Genomic DNA, 15,074 nt, shown 5'->3' with positions numbered 1-15,074 from the left:
CTTCTATTTAAGGAAGAACCTTTTAGAAAAGTTGAAAAACCCCTTCATTTTCCTACAAATGAAGAGGTTTTTTTATCTTTTGTTACGCCAGCTTTCATTATGACCAAGATTTGAATCGGTCGCTAATTGTATATCATATAATATTTCACTAAAGAAATACTTATCTACTTCTTTTGGTACAATACGTCTTTCATCATCAATTTCATCGTATTCATATGAACCTCGTTTTACTGTACCTGCTTTATAAAATTGAATGTCATACACACATACATCTTCTTCATCTTCATACCCAATCGGTGCTCCGCTAAATGAAAGCTCTGCCCCTAATCCAGTACGAGTATCTTCTTTATAAAACGTATAATACACGCCGCCATCTTGAACAGAACCGCGGATCCATCCAAGTTTCGTCATCTTACCGAATAACGAGCGCCCATTTAATAAAATACCGCCAAATCTCTCAACAGTAATTTTATCGTTTTCTTCTACTACAAATACTGGCCGTTCTATTTGTAGGAACGGTTGGACAATTTTCGAATGTTCCAGTTGCTCTTTCCATAACGCCTTTTTCTCTTCTGACAATTCTAACGGATGAATGAAACCGATAACCGTTCCAGACGAAAGTGCATGATTTTCTCCTATTATTGAGTACAACGTGTCACCCTCCGCATAACGGAACATTTCCAGTAACTTTCCTTCCGTATATTCACCCCAAATAAGTGAAGTTGCAAATTGCTTCATAATTGGATTCTCCAGAAATACCGACTTCCACGAATCGTATGACCAATAACGCTTTCTTGATAGAGCAGCTTCCAAACGTTGTTTCTGTATGGAAAGAGCACTTCGAAGCTCTTTCTTTAAAGTAGATAACTCTTTCTTAGCTTCTTCAGCTTTTTCTATATCATCTTTTGCATTCGGCTTCGGAAGTGACTTCATGCGTTTTCCTTCTTCTGTCTCTAATTCAATTTTCGACTCTGCAGTTAATATCGCTGTAAAACTCCGATTTCCAAAATCAATCGTCTTTTCACCACGTACAGTAAAGCCAAGGTCCGGCACCAGTTGATCTTCCAACTCTTCCTCTGTTATACCACATGTTTTTGCAGCAAGACTTAACGCCTCTTTTGCCGCATTACGCACTTGCTTATGTTTATATTTAAATGCCATTGCATGAATAGACATAAGTGCAAGCTTAGAGGATGACAAACCTAAAGCGCGAACAGCGTCTGCGGCAATCTTTCCTCTCATATCAAATACCCATTCATCAATTTGCTTTTTCAGTATGCCGACCATTTCATCATCACTATACATTCCATATAACGAAAGGATTCCACGTTTCTTCACATCTGCATCTTCAGAAATCCATATTTGATATATTACATGCACATATTCTTTCAAGTCTTGTGCATGTAACGTACTGCCAATCCTTTCAGCTGCCTCTTTCTTCTCGATGATAGAATCTGAAATATACTGTTGTAAATAAGCTAATGGAATTGTGGCATCGGCAATTTCATTAGAGTCACGAAGACGAATTTGTGGTTCATCCCCCATCAATTGCAGAAGTGAGTTTCTTGTTTGTTCTGTTACTATACGACTATAAAGTTCTTCTATATTTTCTGAGTTTCTCCCCACTTCAAGTAACGGAGCAAACTTCTCGGCCAAAGAGGCATTCTTCTTTTCTTTCAACGCTTCCTGTACAAGTTTCGTATATTTTTCAATCTTATACTCTATAAGTAGTTTCATCACATTTTCACGAACAATTTTCTTTTTATGATTCAGTTCAACCGCTACATATTCTGCCGCTTCTATGTCTTTTGAAAGCAGTTCAACTATAGACTTACGTAATTTTTTAGATGAATCACCTAAGTTTTTAATTAAAACCGGACGCATTTCAACCTTGTTATCTCTTGCTAATTCATTCAAAATATACGCTTTTGCCTCAGCAGAATACGTATCAAATCGTTCCATTATGTATGCCTGCTCTTTTACAATGATCGTAACGAGCGCTTCCTTCGCTTTATTTCGCTCTTCTACATAATGTGAGACTTGCTCAACTGAATAATCAATCAGCTTTTCCTTACTTAGCCCGTAAGAAAGTAGATCTTCTATTATTTGTTCTGGTTCTATACCTCTAATTGAACACTCATACAAAAGTTCATATAAATAAACACCATATACATCTCCAAATTGCAGGGTGAGTGCCGCTTCTCTTTTTGCTACATCATCTATATCCCAAAGAAGTACAACTTCTAAAACTGGCATATCCCAATACATATTTCTATATTTCGGGTTTTTAAGTATTTGCTTCATTTCATCAAATGACAATTTCCCGAGTAAATAATCACGATACGTATCCCGCACCGTAGACAACTTAAGTTGCAAAGCAGCAACAAAAAATTCTTCTCGCATTTTCCCTCTATTTAATTCATGTCCTTGTTCAGCTAACGTTCGTGCGATGATGAGGTAATTAATCTTACTTACATATTGCAAAGTACGCTGAACAAATTCATGATTTTCTTCCAACATAAAGCATAGCAATTCATATTCATACGTCTTACAAAAGTCTGCACTATTCAAATCATGTTGCCTCAGGCGGTGCGCAAAAAACCTTTCCTCAGAAATCCAAAACTGTTTACAAAAACTTTGAATTTCTTCATACGTTTTCTTATTTACACTACCTGTTCTTTTGTAGTTTTGAGGCTGACCGAGAGCTTGACACACGTAACGCGTTGCATAGTTCATAAAACCCCAAACATTTTCCTTCGCTACAATTTCAACATATCGCCTCGCAGTATTTGAATATTTATGAATACGAAATAACAGTCGCCAAATATATTCTGGTAAATTTCCACCTAAAAATACTTCCCTATCACTTTCACCTTTTATATACCCTTTAGCTGCTTCAATCTTTTCCTTTTCTCCATTCAAATTCAATATAAATTCAGCATGTTCTTCTAATCTCTCTTCCAACAAAGAGCTATATGTACAGAATCTCTCATAATCTACTTCAAACATTACGAGAAGTAACGATAATTGCTGCTTTGATGATAATGCTGATAGCTGCTCTTCTATATAGTTCGGATTCTCGCTTATTAATTCTCGAAGAAAAACATACGCTTCATCCACATAACTTGAAATATTAGTTAAATATTTACATGCGCTCCCTACAAGTTTATCTAAAGGAAGTGCACTTTTTTCTAAATACATCTTCATATTAGAAAAATCCACATATTTAAACCTTATTATAAGAACATTTAACAACTGCTCCCCTAACAAATAATAAAATAATCGTAAGAAAGCTGGATCTTGCTTATGCACTTTTCTAAAATCATTTATAAATCGCTCAGCAAAATCGCCTCTTCTTTGATCTCGAATTGTCGTTAATTGAATATCTTTCAAAATCTCTTCTTCTTTTGTCTGTAAATATAGCAGTGATAATTGCTCCTGCTCTTTTGTCATATGAATATATTGAAACAACTGAGATGTACTAGTAGTCAAACTCTCTTCCCCCGCATCTTTTATCTACTATAAAAATACCCTTATTTAATGGTAGTATAGCATAAAATTCGCAAAAACGAACGTACATTCTATGTTAAATTCATGTAAATTAAAATACACTACTCAAAACACTTCTCCTTCTCTCTAAACTTCCCATTACACGCTGTTCTTCACCATATTCGCTACACCAATTCCTCAAAATCCCCTTCACATAAGCGAGCGTTCGCTTATTATGTTCAAACGCAACTTTAAGTGCCTCTAGTACTGCACTTCCTGAAAGTCTTTGTATCCATCCCTTCAATTCCTTCACAATATATGGAGATAAACTACTTATATTTCGCTCGTAATATTTATACACTTCACTATGCGAAGTAGCCTCTTCTACCGTTTCTATAACTTCCACATCTTCCTCCTCTCCCACAACTGCTTGTAAACTACTATTATCCTCCTCTTTCGGTTTTGGCATACCAAAATGCTGTAGTAATAATGGAATCTTCCATTCTTCTTCAAGACACTTACGTAAAAACATATGTATGAACTCTTTACTTTTCACAGCCTTTAACTCACGTAACACGCACTTCTCTACATTCGTATTTAAAATAGGGTTATAATATAGCCAATTTATTATGTATAACTCTTTCGTTTCTGCATCATATAAAATCTTTCCATATTCAACAAAGCGGTTCAACAACTTCTCAACAGTTTCCATACTGTAGCCTGTTTCAAGCTCTGCCAAACGGTTCGGTAATACGTAAATTCCACATTGCTTCGTTTTCGTACCCGTTAGCAAATATATGTAAAAATAACGCTCCTCTGGTGTTAAATCTAAAATAAATTCATCTTGCCAAAAGTTCACCCTCACATTACGGTACACCGCCATACGTTTCCCTCCTTCCTTCAGTCGTAAAAATAAAATTTAATCCTTCAATATACATATAGGAATTTTCGGGGTGGTTTTGGCATTTAAATTCAAATTTTTTTTACAACTACTACTACGACGTTTTTTCGCGCTTTTTTGTTCTTGTAGTTGTTTTTGTTTTTGTTTTTGTTTTGTTTTTTCTTAATGATTTATTACTTGGTAGGTGCTTATAAGGGGCTTGGAAGGGGCTTGGAAGGGGCTTATAGGTGGAATGATATTCGCAATTTGTCCACACAACTAAATAGGAGCTATCCAAATCATTATTTTGGATAGCTCCCTTGAAATTTTCACTCATACCAATACAAACTTCTACATACAATTTATTTTGGCATCGAATCTAGCATCTTCACTAAAAAGGCTGCTGCCTCACCACGAGTTGTTGTACCTTTAGGATTAAACCTATTATCTTCAACACCAGTAACTACTTTTAAACTATACAATCGTTGAACGGATTGTTTGTATATTACTTCATGTTGATCTTTAAATGGTAATGCTACTAAATCACCTGTAACACCTTTATACTGTAATGCTTTGTCAATCATAACAGCTGCTTCTTCACGCGTAATTTGGGCATTAGGATCAAAAATACCTTCGCCGCGACCGCTAATAATTCCTGCGCTTGCACTACGTTTAATACCATTATGAAGTGACGGATGTGCTTTATTAATATCTACAAATGACTTATCCCCCTCTGGCAGTTGAAGAGCATTTGAAATTAATGCAGCAAACTCCGCTCTCGTTACATTACGATAAGGAGCAAATATTCCATTACCTTCACCTTGCATAATACCTAGGCTATGTAGTTTACGAATATGCCCTTCAAACCAACCACCTGTAATATCATCTTTTGGCTTTTGTTCTTCTTTCTTTGGTACATTGTAATCAATCTTAATCCAGCTTGGGTTATAGAAAATCCATTCTCCGTTACCAACTTTGTACCAACCGTCTTTAACCGCTAACACTTTGTAACGGTCTCCTTTTGAAGCCTTACGAACGACACCATGTTCAAGCCCTGCACCACTACGTACATTTATACCGTCACCATTTACTACTAGCTCCATGCTAGGTTCAGCTGGATTATTATCATTCGGATTAAATGACTCGTTTTTATCTTGTAACGGCTTATCAATTTGTGTGTTAACATTCGCATACCACTGCGCACCTTGTACGAAACCAGTCCAATTCCCACGAGAAATTAAAATATCAGGACACTTCTTCCCGCTCCATTGTTGATGCTTGTAAATATTATTCACACTAATGCCTTCTTTGTTCATTAAATAACCTGCAAGTCGTTTTGCATTCTCTAGCGCTTTATTGTAATCTCCATCTTGGTTAACCGCAATCTCGATACCAATCGACTCTCTGTTTCCTGAACCATCGCCATCACCTGCATGCCAACCGTTTTCGTTTGTTGGTAAGTGCTGATAAATTTGTTTATCATCTACAGTAAAATGCCAAGAAGCTGTTCGGAAAGTACCTTCCGTTGCTTGTTTATACAAATATTTCGCATGATTTTCAGCATTCGCACCACGAGCTGTATTTGCAGTCTCATGGATTGTAATATAACGTGCTTTCATCGGATTTGCAGGTCGAATATCAGTATTTCCTTTTGGAACAATCCACTCCACAAATGGAACACCCGCAATCGTCCCATATTTCTTCGTACTCGGCGCACTAAACTGAACCGCTCTCGGCTTTATAATCGGTTTCATTTGACGAGTAGACCCATCATTTCGACCATCTACCGTTTCAAATGCACTTTCAATATTTGAAATAGCTTCCTCTTCCGCTACTTCACCTTTTTTTGCTTCTTTCATTTTATTTAATTCTTCTGTTTCATCATGTTGATGCTTATATTCTTCTAAAAGCATTGTTTCATTTTCAGAGACTTCCGCTTCATTAATTTGTATATGATTAGGAACTTGCAGATTAAAATTCGAATAACTTAATCCGTTCATTCCATTTTCCCCATGAGCGACGCTAAGTTGATCAGTTTGAGATGAATGCACCTCTTCTGCTGATGCTGATAAAGGTAATCCCCCTAAGATTACTAAACTTGTTGATAATGCGATTACTCGTCTTTTCATTCTATTTGTCATTGCTGTATTAAATACTTACACATTTCGTGTAAATATTTCAACCTCCCTTTATTTTCTCTTTAGTATTCAAGTACTACGAATCTACTATGTAAAAAGGCATGTCTATTTCACCTTTTTCACAAATAATTCCATTCTATCCCCAGCAGAAAAATCATAGTTTTTTCAAGCTAAATTTCTATAAAACTCTTTAACAAACATTATTCTACAATCAATTACAAATGCCGTCAAAAACACTTTCAGCCACTAAATATTCACCTAATAATTTAAAATGTCACATCTTTCCTCATTATTACTTTTACTGTATATTCGATCCAAAAACTATTATAAAAAAGTAAATCTTTCTCTTTTACTCTACTAATTCTCAAAAAATAAATGACGACACCTTTTATTGATTTTTCAACAAGAAGAACCTTTATGCTGTTTCATAAATCAGTCTAGGTTTCGATGAACTTTAGAAAGTAGACATACCTCCAGAATACAATTAGTATTAACATTGAGAAGTATACAAGACTTAAAAAGGTTCTTATATTAAGGAAGGAAGTGCACAGCTATGGACTTTAAAACAGTTATGCAAGAGCTTGAAACCCTCGGTAAGGAACGTACGAAAAAAATATACATATCTAACGGTGCACACGAACCAGTTTTTGGCGTAGCTACAGGTGCTATGAAACCAATTGCTAAGAAAATAAAATTAAACCAAGAGTTAGCTGAAGAACTTTATGCGACAGGCAACTACGATGCTATGTACTTTGCAGGTATTATTGCGGATCCAAAAGCTATGAGTGAGTCTGATTTTGATCGCTGGATAGACGGAGCGTATTTTTATATGCTATCCGATTATGTGGTGGCAGTAACTTTATCGGAGTCAAATATTGCACAAGATGTTGCTGATAAATGGATTGCAAGTGGGGACGAGCTTAGAATGTCTGCGGGCTGGAGTTGCTACTGTTGGCTTTTAGGAAATCGTAAAGACAATGAATTTTCCGAAAGCAAAATTTCCGATATGCTTGAAATGGTGAAAAATACAATTCATGATTCACCAGAACGAACAAAATCCGCTATGAATAACTTCCTAAATACTGTAGCAATTTCATATGTACCACTACATGAAAAAGCAGTCGAGACTGCAAAAGAAGTTGGTATAGTTGAAGTGAAACGTGATAAGAAAAAAAGCAGCCTTCTTAATGCTTCCGAAAGTATCCAGAAAGAACTTGATAGAGGAAGACTTGGTTTTAAGCGTAAATATGTAAGGTGTTAATCAGATTCGTATCGGGGTGTCAATTCGAGAAAGATTGACACCTTTTTCGTTATTTAACTATTAGATAAACTCAATAACCTCATTAATAGATTCACTAAACATATCAGTATCTTCATTTTTTATTTTCAATAATGGTTCTTTAATGTTCCTCGTAAAGATGTCCCTGTTTATTATTCATTTCTGTTAACACCTAACATTTAAAATAGTCTTTCAAAAACAGATAAAATGTTGACCAACTCTCCTTTAATTTTCCACTTAAAAGTAATGCATCTCCATCTTCAAAATTTACTGAGTAAACTTGATCGGTTACACTATCAAGTACCAATGCAGCATTTGCTGTCATTTCCGTTAAAACTAAATACTTATTAGGAAATCCATGTTCCTTTCGAGCAATAATTGTGTAGTATTCAATATTATTCTCTTCATCTATAATATCAAGTAATTCATAAGGAACGTGCTCTTCCCAAAAAGGTCCTGCAAATCGGTAATAAAACTCTCTAAATGTATCAGATACTTCTACACCTAATCTATTTATTACTTCATTCACCTGCTCTTTATCTGCCCGTTTATATATGTCTTCTTCCAAAACTTCTTCTAAACAATTCGGCAAAGCATGCATTTGTATCCCTCCTTTATAAGGTTTATCCATGTGTTTGTGAAATAAATTAGCAACTCCGTACAACCTACCTGTATGGCATAGAACCAATAAATGTAACCTCTAAACCATCAAACATATCTTCTCTTTTCGCTTCATTATATTTAAAATCATAAAGAACAATAGCAAAGTTAATATCTTTCGCTAAACTATCTCCATTTATTAGCTTTTTTATTTTAGGAATAATTCTTTCACTATAAGAAAAATCACTTAAAATATGTCCAACGTCCCTTTTACTATTCTCATAAAAACAAACTTCAATATTATCATCATCATAATAACCGAATTCAAAGCTCGTCCCAAACTTTGAATGAACTGAATCACCATTTATTGTGTAATCTATATCGACATACTCTTCAAGATTTTGGAGTGATTTAGAAATTCCAAACCAAACTGAAACCATTCCACTGTATTCCACTTTTCTACGCCCCTCTATAATTCATATAAACATTCTTCACTTTACTATTTTTGTAATCTCAAACTAGAAATCAACTCATTTAAACTATTCGAAACCTCTATAAACAACCCACGTTCGAAATCCTCCAATTCGATCTTTCCGCTTACATTATTTAAAACAATTAGTGAACCATTTCCTTCTACTCCTATAGGAATCTTATCTAGCTTACGATGATTTTTTTCATACCCTTCTAACTTCTCTTTGAAAGAGTCCAATTCTATATTGGGTAATACAACCTCTAAACTAATATAATGGTCACCGATAAACCCATCCAAATCAGCAAACCAATATGTGTTAAAATAGTGATGAACTGAATCATGAAACTTAATTCCGAACCGCTCCTCAAGTATTGTTAAATCAGTTTTAAAATATTTCTCAACCGGTTTCCATGAAATTTCATCTTCCTCTATTTCACCTTGATATATAACAAAATCAACTTTTTCGTTATATGGTGTTTTAAATAAGAAATTCAAACCTCTATCAAAATATTCTTTTCTCAATTTAAAATATGTACTCATAGCATTCTTCACTATCACCATACTCCTCTTCCATGCACCATACATTTTCTTTTTCACTTTCAATTATTCATATAAATTCTCAATTTCAATCAACCAAAAAGAATCCTTTTCCATACACTTATCATCAATTTTTTCAACTCTTCCTTCAACCAACTTATTGTACACTCTGGTATATTATTATTAATAAAGGCATCCTCACCATTTATTTCTACTGCCTTATCGATCATTTTTATTCTCCTGCATATCATACACTCTGTATTCGATTTTACTCGTATATTGCTTTCTTATACGACTACATGTCCATAAAAATACTTTTTACCAATCTTCCATTCTTTCTTTGTTAAAACATCAATATATGACATCAACTCTCTATTTTTTTCATTTGTTATAATCGTATCGTATTGAATTGGACATTTGATTCCACTCCAAATTGATAAAACGGAAGGTATAGTAACAACATTATAGGTAGTTCTATCTCTTAAAGAACTCATAACTTCCGACACTAACTTCTTTGCCAAGTCTCCAGGAAAAGATAGTCTATTATGATAATAATATTCTTGCGTATCATTATTTTCGATAAAACCAGAATAAGCTTCATTAAATTCTTCTAACGATACTTCATAATACTCGTCCTCAATTCCAAGCATCCATGAAAGTTCATTTCTAATAGCTTTTTCAACAAAGGTATCTTCCCACTCTTCTAGTAATGCTAAAAGATATGGTACTACATGATATGAAAGAGTTTCACCAGCACTTACTACAAAATTATGAACTCCATCCTCTGAAGCACTTGAAAGGAATTTCAAATTATTCGTTTCTAATAAATCATCGTGAGTAGCTACTGAGCAAAATAGTCTAGTACATAAATTCAAAACAAGCTCATCTCGAGTACTATTCATAAGTTCGATTAGTAACCCCTTTACAGGGAAATCACCAAGCTTTAACAATTCGTTAATTAAAATAAAGGATTCTTTCTCTGTTGCACTATCCCTTAGGTTAGACTTAAGAGTTTCAATTGTATGATTAGAAACTTCTCCATACCAACTATCTTTTTTTAAATGCTCTAAGTCCATCATTCTCTCTCCTTTTATTGCTGCTTACATTTATACGAACCATTTTATATGGATAATATTATTAATCATGTAACTTATTTAAAAACTCCGTAAAATTATTAGCTACAAAAAATACATTTTCTCTTGCTACTTCCTCTGCTTCCTCAGCCGTAATCCCTTCACTTTCCATCAATATTTGCTTTTCCCATGCTCCCTCATGTTCCCAAAAGACGACAATTGGATCTTCTTCATGATTTTTATAATCAAAGCAAATTAAATTTCCTGCTGGATCAAATGCGAATGGCACCAATTCATTTGGCAGAGTAGAAATATACTGGTTATATACTTTAACGATATATTCACTACTATCTACATCATAAGAAAGTAAAGTTCCAAATACCTTTGTTATCGTATCTATTTCAAATTTATAAGGTAATACAGCTGAACCATTATTATTTGTAGCACATTCTACATAGTCACTTGGAAATATATACCCTATCTCTTTTCCCACATTGTTTATATATTCTGGTGAAACTGGCTCATCCGGTACTGGCCATGTTAAGTCATTTCTCATTTAACTTCACCTCCTAACAAATCACATCACGTTTATCCGAAATAACTAATTGTATCATCTGAGCTTTTATGTAAATTCCAGTCTAATTACGACCTCGTTTCTTTTAACTTTTCAGATAATCCTTCCAAGAAACATTTGGAGAAAAGGATACACCCCTCCGATCCTCATCAAAACTTGGTATAACCATTGCTTGTGCTGGTTCTAAATATTTCATTGTAGATAGCCAACTATCAAGTAACGTATCCATATCAGATTCTAAGAGATTATTTAAAACATCTATGCAAGTTCCACCGTATATGTAAACCCTAAATTTCATTAATTATTAAAGAGGTTTGGAGTTCTCACTTAATAAGAGAAGAGATAGACGAGAAGAAAACGCCTAATAATCAAAAATTATAACAATTTATCGCGCTACTTTCGGACAGTAAGTGCCCGAGTAGTTCAAATAATCCATCAGTAAGGATGAAGAAAAATCCCTACTGATGGGAGTTTCACTTTATCCTGCAATCTCAGCCGAAGAGAGCCCCTCATGAATATTTCCGCTTACAATGATAGAATGTCCCCAAAATATATCTCCATCCGAAAAGAATATTTCAAAATCACCTTCTGAATAAACGCTTAAGCTGCTTAATGTGATGGAATTAATGAACATTTCTTCTGTAATTTCGTCGATTTCTGCTTCATCATCATCTTGTAGCCATTCATTTGCTAACTCTACCAGTTCTTTTGCAGCGTACATTTTCATTTTCATTTTCCATTCATCTTGCTCTTTGAAAAGTGCATGTGCTGTTTCCAGTGCAGACTTCATCATATGTTTGTCTTCACTCCAATCAAAATATAAATGACATTCTTCACCAGCCCAAGATATTCTCTTTTCAAAAGTTTTCACTCTTTTATCAAGTTCAAACTCACCCAACATCTCATCATGATAAAAAAGTGGTTTCATTGCATCTTGTAAGATGATTTCCAACTCATCATCTTTATATGATGTTTCCAAAACCTTAACAAGCATCAATGAATTTTCTGACTTGCGCACCTGTAATGTTACAACTGTATTTGCTGTCAAAATTTCTTTTGATTTTCTCCATTCTGCATCATCAACCAACCATGCGAGTCGTATGTCTTCTTTTGTAATCGTTTCATTGTTATGTAAGTCTTTCCACGCAATCAAATCAATTGACGCAGTCCACAAAATGTTGTCACCGCCTTTTGATGCACCGATTCCTAATGCCCCTGTGACAGCTGCTATTTCAATTACATTTTCTGAGAATCTATTTTCAAATCTACTTATTTCACTTGATTTACTCAATTTTGAATACATTCCTTTCATCACCCACAGGCATAAGTACTTGTGAGTTTTCCTGTTTTATTATAATTGGTCATGGTAAAGCCTATATAGAATTATAGCTATAATTCTATATAGGCTTTTTTTTCACCTGGAATCTTAAATTTATTTACATCATATTCTTTAATTATATATACTTTTATAGCTTCAAAATCTTTACCAAAAGCAAGAGATGGATTTTTTAAGAAATATATTATTTCTTCGTCTTCATAAATTCGGGCTTTAATTATTTCTTTGTCCGAGTGAAACGATAAATTGACTCCTTTGTAAAAATATTCGTAGTATCCCTCTTCATCCTGCTCACTCTTATCTTCAAAAGGAACAGATTCAATATAATATATATTCCCATTTATATTTATTGATTTCATACAGCATCACTCCCTTTTCAAGAATATTCATAAGAAATTAAATAATCTCTGTCAATCATACCAAAAATAAGGGATTTACTTTTAGAATTTATAAAAAATATATAGAATTAAATTAAAATCTTTATATTATTTTTCATATTACTTCATTCTCTCTGTACAATTGTGTAATGTGTCACAGAAGTAGACATATTGCAATGAGTTGCAGTGAAAGGGAATATAAAATAAGAAGATCAATCTAGAAAGACTATCTAGTTCGATCTTCTTTTATTGAATTTTTAATTAATGCATTTTCACCCTTAAAATAATATAATCAACGGGTGGATTATTATTTACATCCTCAAAACTGGGTCTAATTTTAAAGTCAAATTCATTTGTTATATTTTTCAATGAATAAAGGTTTGTTCCATCTACACTTGTACGGGGGAGCAATGTATCCAAAAACGTAAAACGCATGAAGAATATGTTGTGGAACTATTAGAAAAACGCGGGTACGATATGCCGCAGAGGTTTTAGAAGTTCATGGCGATAATATCGAAGTTATAGGAACATACAAAGGCGCTAGAAATACCACAGAGCACAAATGTAACTCATGTAAAAATATATGGGAGACAGCACCAACAAATATTTTAAAAGGAAAGGGAGAGAAACATTATGTCAAAGTTATTACGTGAATTATCTAAACCGGATAGTGAGGCCCTGCGTTCCGAAGCACTAGAACAGTTGAAAGTTACTTCAGGTAAAATTGTTGCTTGTGATCCTCTTATTTTTAATGAAAATCACTTCGAACAAACAATTCAGCCAGGTACATATCCAATTGTTGCTTGGTGGCATAAGGAAGATGGAGTCATTGCTGGTGCTGAATTGAAATTGTCGGAGTCAAAAGCGGTAGGATGGAAGATGGCAACAAAACCAGGACAACATGTAAGTGAACTGGAAGACGGATATATTTTTGGTTACCCAGTTGATACAGGCTTAGGGTGCTTTGCAGATGTTGAAGCAATTGGTAAGTTAGAAGAAATAGAAGATAGGTTACAACAAGAACTAGGAGAAGAATTTACTAGTTTGTATGATGATCTTATAGATGACATACTAACAGAACATGATGAAGATTGGGGAAATTGCGTGGTGTGTGAGGAAACAGGAAGTAATATCATTATATTCCGTTCAGGTTATGGAGATGGATTTTATCCTTCCTATTGGGGAATTGATGAAACAGGAAAAATCGTTTCACTTGTTACTGATTTTCAAGTGCTACATGAGGAAAATTGAGGACAACATCAATAATGATATAAGAGTCAATGTTTTTTCTTTTACAGCGCCAAATATTCCTCGTCTAATATTTGCAAATAACCCATGGGATAATCTCCTTATATACTACTGGTTCTAATAAATAGGGTTATATTCTTAAGTGAATATAACCCGTCATTAATTCTAGTTGTATATTAACAGTTTTTTATTTAAATAATTTATTAACTCTACTGATGTAGAGTTAACGTCAAGTAACTCCAAAATATACATAATGGTTGATTTTAGAGTTACTAGTGCACTGTTTTATCACGATACAGGTGAACTTCAAATACTCTACGCTCCGAAATTACTTTTTCTATAATTTCCTGACGGTTATATTCTACCTTCACTGTTTCACAGTTCCCCTAATTATTATCAAATTCATCCGCTAGTTTTGCTATAGCATATCGATCCCCTCTCTCTTCATACGCCTCCCGAATTGCATGAAATAATTCGTTATACTCCCAATCTTTCATACATCCTTCCTCAAAAAAATCCCCACGCTTATGTGAAAACAATCTTTCAACACAAATATGAGGACTTCCTTATTTCATTACTATACTTTACACATTTTATTCGTTAGAATCTTCTTCTTTCAATTTATATACCCTATCTCTTGTTTCATCATTTTTGATAAAAATAAGCTTTCCTTCTTTAACAAAACCTTCTAATAGTAAGCATACTTTCCCATATGCTTTAGGCTTATTCGTTGTGAACCTTTCATCTGATATTTTACCAGCTCGTATTAATTGTTCGCACAGCTCAAGTGCACTTATTTCTTCAGAATGAAGTAAGTCTAAAATATCCTTTTGTAAGGGCGATAAAGGTACTGGGATCTCAGCTACCTCCACCTTTTCCTTTTCTTTTTCTTCTTCAAATAAATCTTCGAATGAAATTTGATCCATTACACCTTTTCCTTTCTAACAATTGGTTTATATAACATGAACTGAATCCTATATGTACTGGAACTTTAAATATTATTTATTGTTATGTAGTACTTACCTTATTACATGAATTTCAAACTCATGTACATCATTTCATATAGTATGT

Annotated in this window: 13 protein-coding genes and 4 pseudogenes; 2 read left to right on the top strand and 15 right to left on the bottom strand. The window is 34.0% G+C overall.

Going from position 1 to position 15,074, the window contains the following annotated elements:
- Window positions 1-72: 72 nt before the first annotated feature.
- From EUC40_RS10825 to EUC40_RS10815, 3 genes are all read right to left on the bottom strand, one after another.
- On the bottom strand, window positions 73-3,492 hold the full coding sequence (locus tag EUC40_RS10825) for a DUF4132 domain-containing protein (protein WP_156575002.1): 3,420 nt from the start codon (window positions 3,490-3,492) through the stop codon (window positions 73-75).
- A gap of 109 nt (window positions 3,493-3,601) precedes the next feature.
- Window positions 3,602-4,372 (bottom strand): DnaD domain-containing protein, encoded by a 771-nt coding sequence (locus EUC40_RS10820; protein WP_156575000.1) that lies wholly within the window; start codon window positions 4,370-4,372, stop codon window positions 3,602-3,604.
- Between the two features lie 359 nt (window positions 4,373-4,731).
- Window positions 4,732-6,510, bottom strand: a complete 1,779-nt coding sequence (locus EUC40_RS10815) for an S-layer homology domain-containing protein (protein ID WP_156574998.1) — start codon at window positions 6,508-6,510, stop codon at window positions 4,732-4,734.
- A gap of 550 nt (window positions 6,511-7,060) precedes the next feature.
- On the opposite strand from EUC40_RS10815, the gene EUC40_RS10810 reads away from it, so the two are divergent.
- Window positions 7,061-7,768, top strand: coding sequence for a DNA alkylation repair protein (locus EUC40_RS10810; protein WP_156574996.1), 708 nt, complete (start codon window positions 7,061-7,063; stop codon window positions 7,766-7,768).
- A 60-nt stretch (window positions 7,769-7,828) separates the two neighbouring features.
- On the opposite strand, the pseudogene EUC40_RS27600 reads toward EUC40_RS10810, so the two are convergent.
- The 10 genes and pseudogenes from EUC40_RS27600 to EUC40_RS10770 all read right to left on the bottom strand — a co-directional run.
- A pseudogene (locus tag EUC40_RS27600) lies at window positions 7,829-7,912 on the bottom strand (Imm30 family immunity protein); the annotation flags it as partial.
- Between the two features lie 46 nt (window positions 7,913-7,958).
- Window positions 7,959-8,387, bottom strand: a complete 429-nt coding sequence (locus tag EUC40_RS10805; RefSeq protein ID WP_156574994.1) for an SMI1/KNR4 family protein — start codon at window positions 8,385-8,387, stop codon at window positions 7,959-7,961.
- A gap of 64 nt (window positions 8,388-8,451) precedes the next feature.
- A complete protein-coding gene (locus tag EUC40_RS10800) occupies window positions 8,452-8,826 on the bottom strand; it encodes an immunity 22 family protein (RefSeq protein WP_156576931.1) in 375 nt (124 codons plus the stop codon).
- A gap of 59 nt (window positions 8,827-8,885) precedes the next feature.
- A complete protein-coding gene (locus EUC40_RS10795; protein ID WP_208814654.1) occupies window positions 8,886-9,398 on the bottom strand; it encodes a SecY-interacting protein Syd in 513 nt (170 codons plus the stop codon).
- 63 nt (window positions 9,399-9,461) lie between these two features.
- Window positions 9,462-9,631, bottom strand: a pseudogene (locus EUC40_RS10790) (SUKH-4 family immunity protein); the annotation flags it as partial.
- A 51-nt stretch (window positions 9,632-9,682) separates the two neighbouring features.
- Window positions 9,683-10,471, bottom strand: a complete 789-nt coding sequence (gene imm47 / locus EUC40_RS10785; protein ID WP_156574990.1) for an Imm47 family immunity protein — start codon at window positions 10,469-10,471, stop codon at window positions 9,683-9,685.
- A 61-nt stretch (window positions 10,472-10,532) separates the two neighbouring features.
- Complete coding sequence (locus EUC40_RS10780; RefSeq protein WP_156574988.1) at window positions 10,533-11,024, bottom strand: SMI1/KNR4 family protein; 492 nt, start codon at window positions 11,022-11,024, stop codon at window positions 10,533-10,535.
- Between the two features lie 103 nt (window positions 11,025-11,127).
- Window positions 11,128-11,319: pseudogene (locus EUC40_RS27215) on the bottom strand (hypothetical protein); the annotation flags it as partial.
- A gap of 201 nt (window positions 11,320-11,520) precedes the next feature.
- Window positions 11,521-12,354 carry a DUF2262 domain-containing protein gene (locus tag EUC40_RS10775; protein WP_156574986.1) on the bottom strand — a complete coding sequence of 278 codons (834 nt, stop codon included), beginning with the start codon at window positions 12,352-12,354 and terminating at the stop codon, window positions 11,521-11,523.
- Between the two features lie 77 nt (window positions 12,355-12,431).
- Window positions 12,432-12,737: a hypothetical protein gene (locus EUC40_RS10770; protein ID WP_156574984.1), complete on the bottom strand. Its 306-nt coding sequence runs from the start codon at window positions 12,735-12,737 to the stop codon at window positions 12,432-12,434.
- A 651-nt stretch (window positions 12,738-13,388) separates the two neighbouring features.
- Between EUC40_RS10770 and EUC40_RS10765 the strand changes: the two genes are divergently transcribed.
- A complete protein-coding gene (locus EUC40_RS10765) occupies window positions 13,389-14,006 on the top strand; it encodes a DUF4241 domain-containing protein (RefSeq protein ID WP_156574981.1) in 618 nt (205 codons plus the stop codon).
- Between the two features lie 389 nt (window positions 14,007-14,395).
- Here the strand turns inward: EUC40_RS10765 and EUC40_RS10760 are convergent.
- Together EUC40_RS10760 and EUC40_RS10755 are read right to left on the bottom strand one after the other, a co-directional pair.
- A pseudogene (locus EUC40_RS10760) lies at window positions 14,396-14,500 on the bottom strand (Imm3 family immunity protein); the annotation flags it as partial.
- A gap of 96 nt (window positions 14,501-14,596) precedes the next feature.
- Window positions 14,597-14,929 carry a DUF3895 domain-containing protein gene (locus EUC40_RS10755; protein ID WP_071712303.1) on the bottom strand — a complete coding sequence of 111 codons (333 nt, stop codon included), beginning with the start codon at window positions 14,927-14,929 and terminating at the stop codon, window positions 14,597-14,599.
- Between the last annotated feature and the right edge of the window lie 145 nt (window positions 14,930-15,074).

Source organism: Bacillus luti, assembly GCF_009739945.1.
Lineage (GTDB): Bacteria > Bacillota > Bacilli > Bacillales > Bacillaceae_G > Bacillus_A > Bacillus_A luti.
Note: the sequence above shows the minus strand (reverse complement) of the source record. Positions and strands in the feature narration are given on the sequence as shown.

Excerpts from the sequence above, each read along its gene's own strand:
- EUC40_RS10820 (WP_156575000.1), bottom strand. The coding sequence starts at position 4,372 with ATGGCGGTGTACCGTAATGTGAGGGTGAACTTTTGGCAAGATGAATTT.
- EUC40_RS10815 (WP_156574998.1), bottom strand. The coding sequence starts at position 6,510 with ATGACAAATAGAATGAAAAGACGAGTAATCGCATTATCAACAAGTTTA.
- EUC40_RS10810 (WP_156574996.1), top strand. The coding sequence starts at position 7,061 with ATGGACTTTAAAACAGTTATGCAAGAGCTTGAAACCCTCGGTAAGGAA.
- EUC40_RS10805 (WP_156574994.1), bottom strand. The coding sequence starts at position 8,387 with ATGCATGCTTTGCCGAATTGTTTAGAAGAAGTTTTGGAAGAAGACATA.
- EUC40_RS10800 (WP_156576931.1), bottom strand. The coding sequence starts at position 8,826 with ATGGTTTCAGTTTGGTTTGGAATTTCTAAATCACTCCAAAATCTTGAA.
- EUC40_RS10795 (WP_208814654.1), bottom strand. The coding sequence starts at position 9,398 with ATGAGTACATATTTTAAATTGAGAAAAGAATATTTTGATAGAGGTTTG.
- imm47 (WP_156574990.1), bottom strand. The coding sequence starts at position 10,471 with ATGGACTTAGAGCATTTAAAAAAAGATAGTTGGTATGGAGAAGTTTCT.
- EUC40_RS10780 (WP_156574988.1), bottom strand. The coding sequence starts at position 11,024 with ATGAGAAATGACTTAACATGGCCAGTACCGGATGAGCCAGTTTCACCA.
- EUC40_RS10775 (WP_156574986.1), bottom strand. The coding sequence starts at position 12,354 with ATGAAAGGAATGTATTCAAAATTGAGTAAATCAAGTGAAATAAGTAGA.
- EUC40_RS10770 (WP_156574984.1), bottom strand. The coding sequence starts at position 12,737 with ATGAAATCAATAAATATAAATGGGAATATATATTATATTGAATCTGTT.
- EUC40_RS10765 (WP_156574981.1), top strand. The coding sequence starts at position 13,389 with ATGTCAAAGTTATTACGTGAATTATCTAAACCGGATAGTGAGGCCCTG.
- EUC40_RS10755 (WP_071712303.1), bottom strand. The coding sequence starts at position 14,929 with ATGGATCAAATTTCATTCGAAGATTTATTTGAAGAAGAAAAAGAAAAG.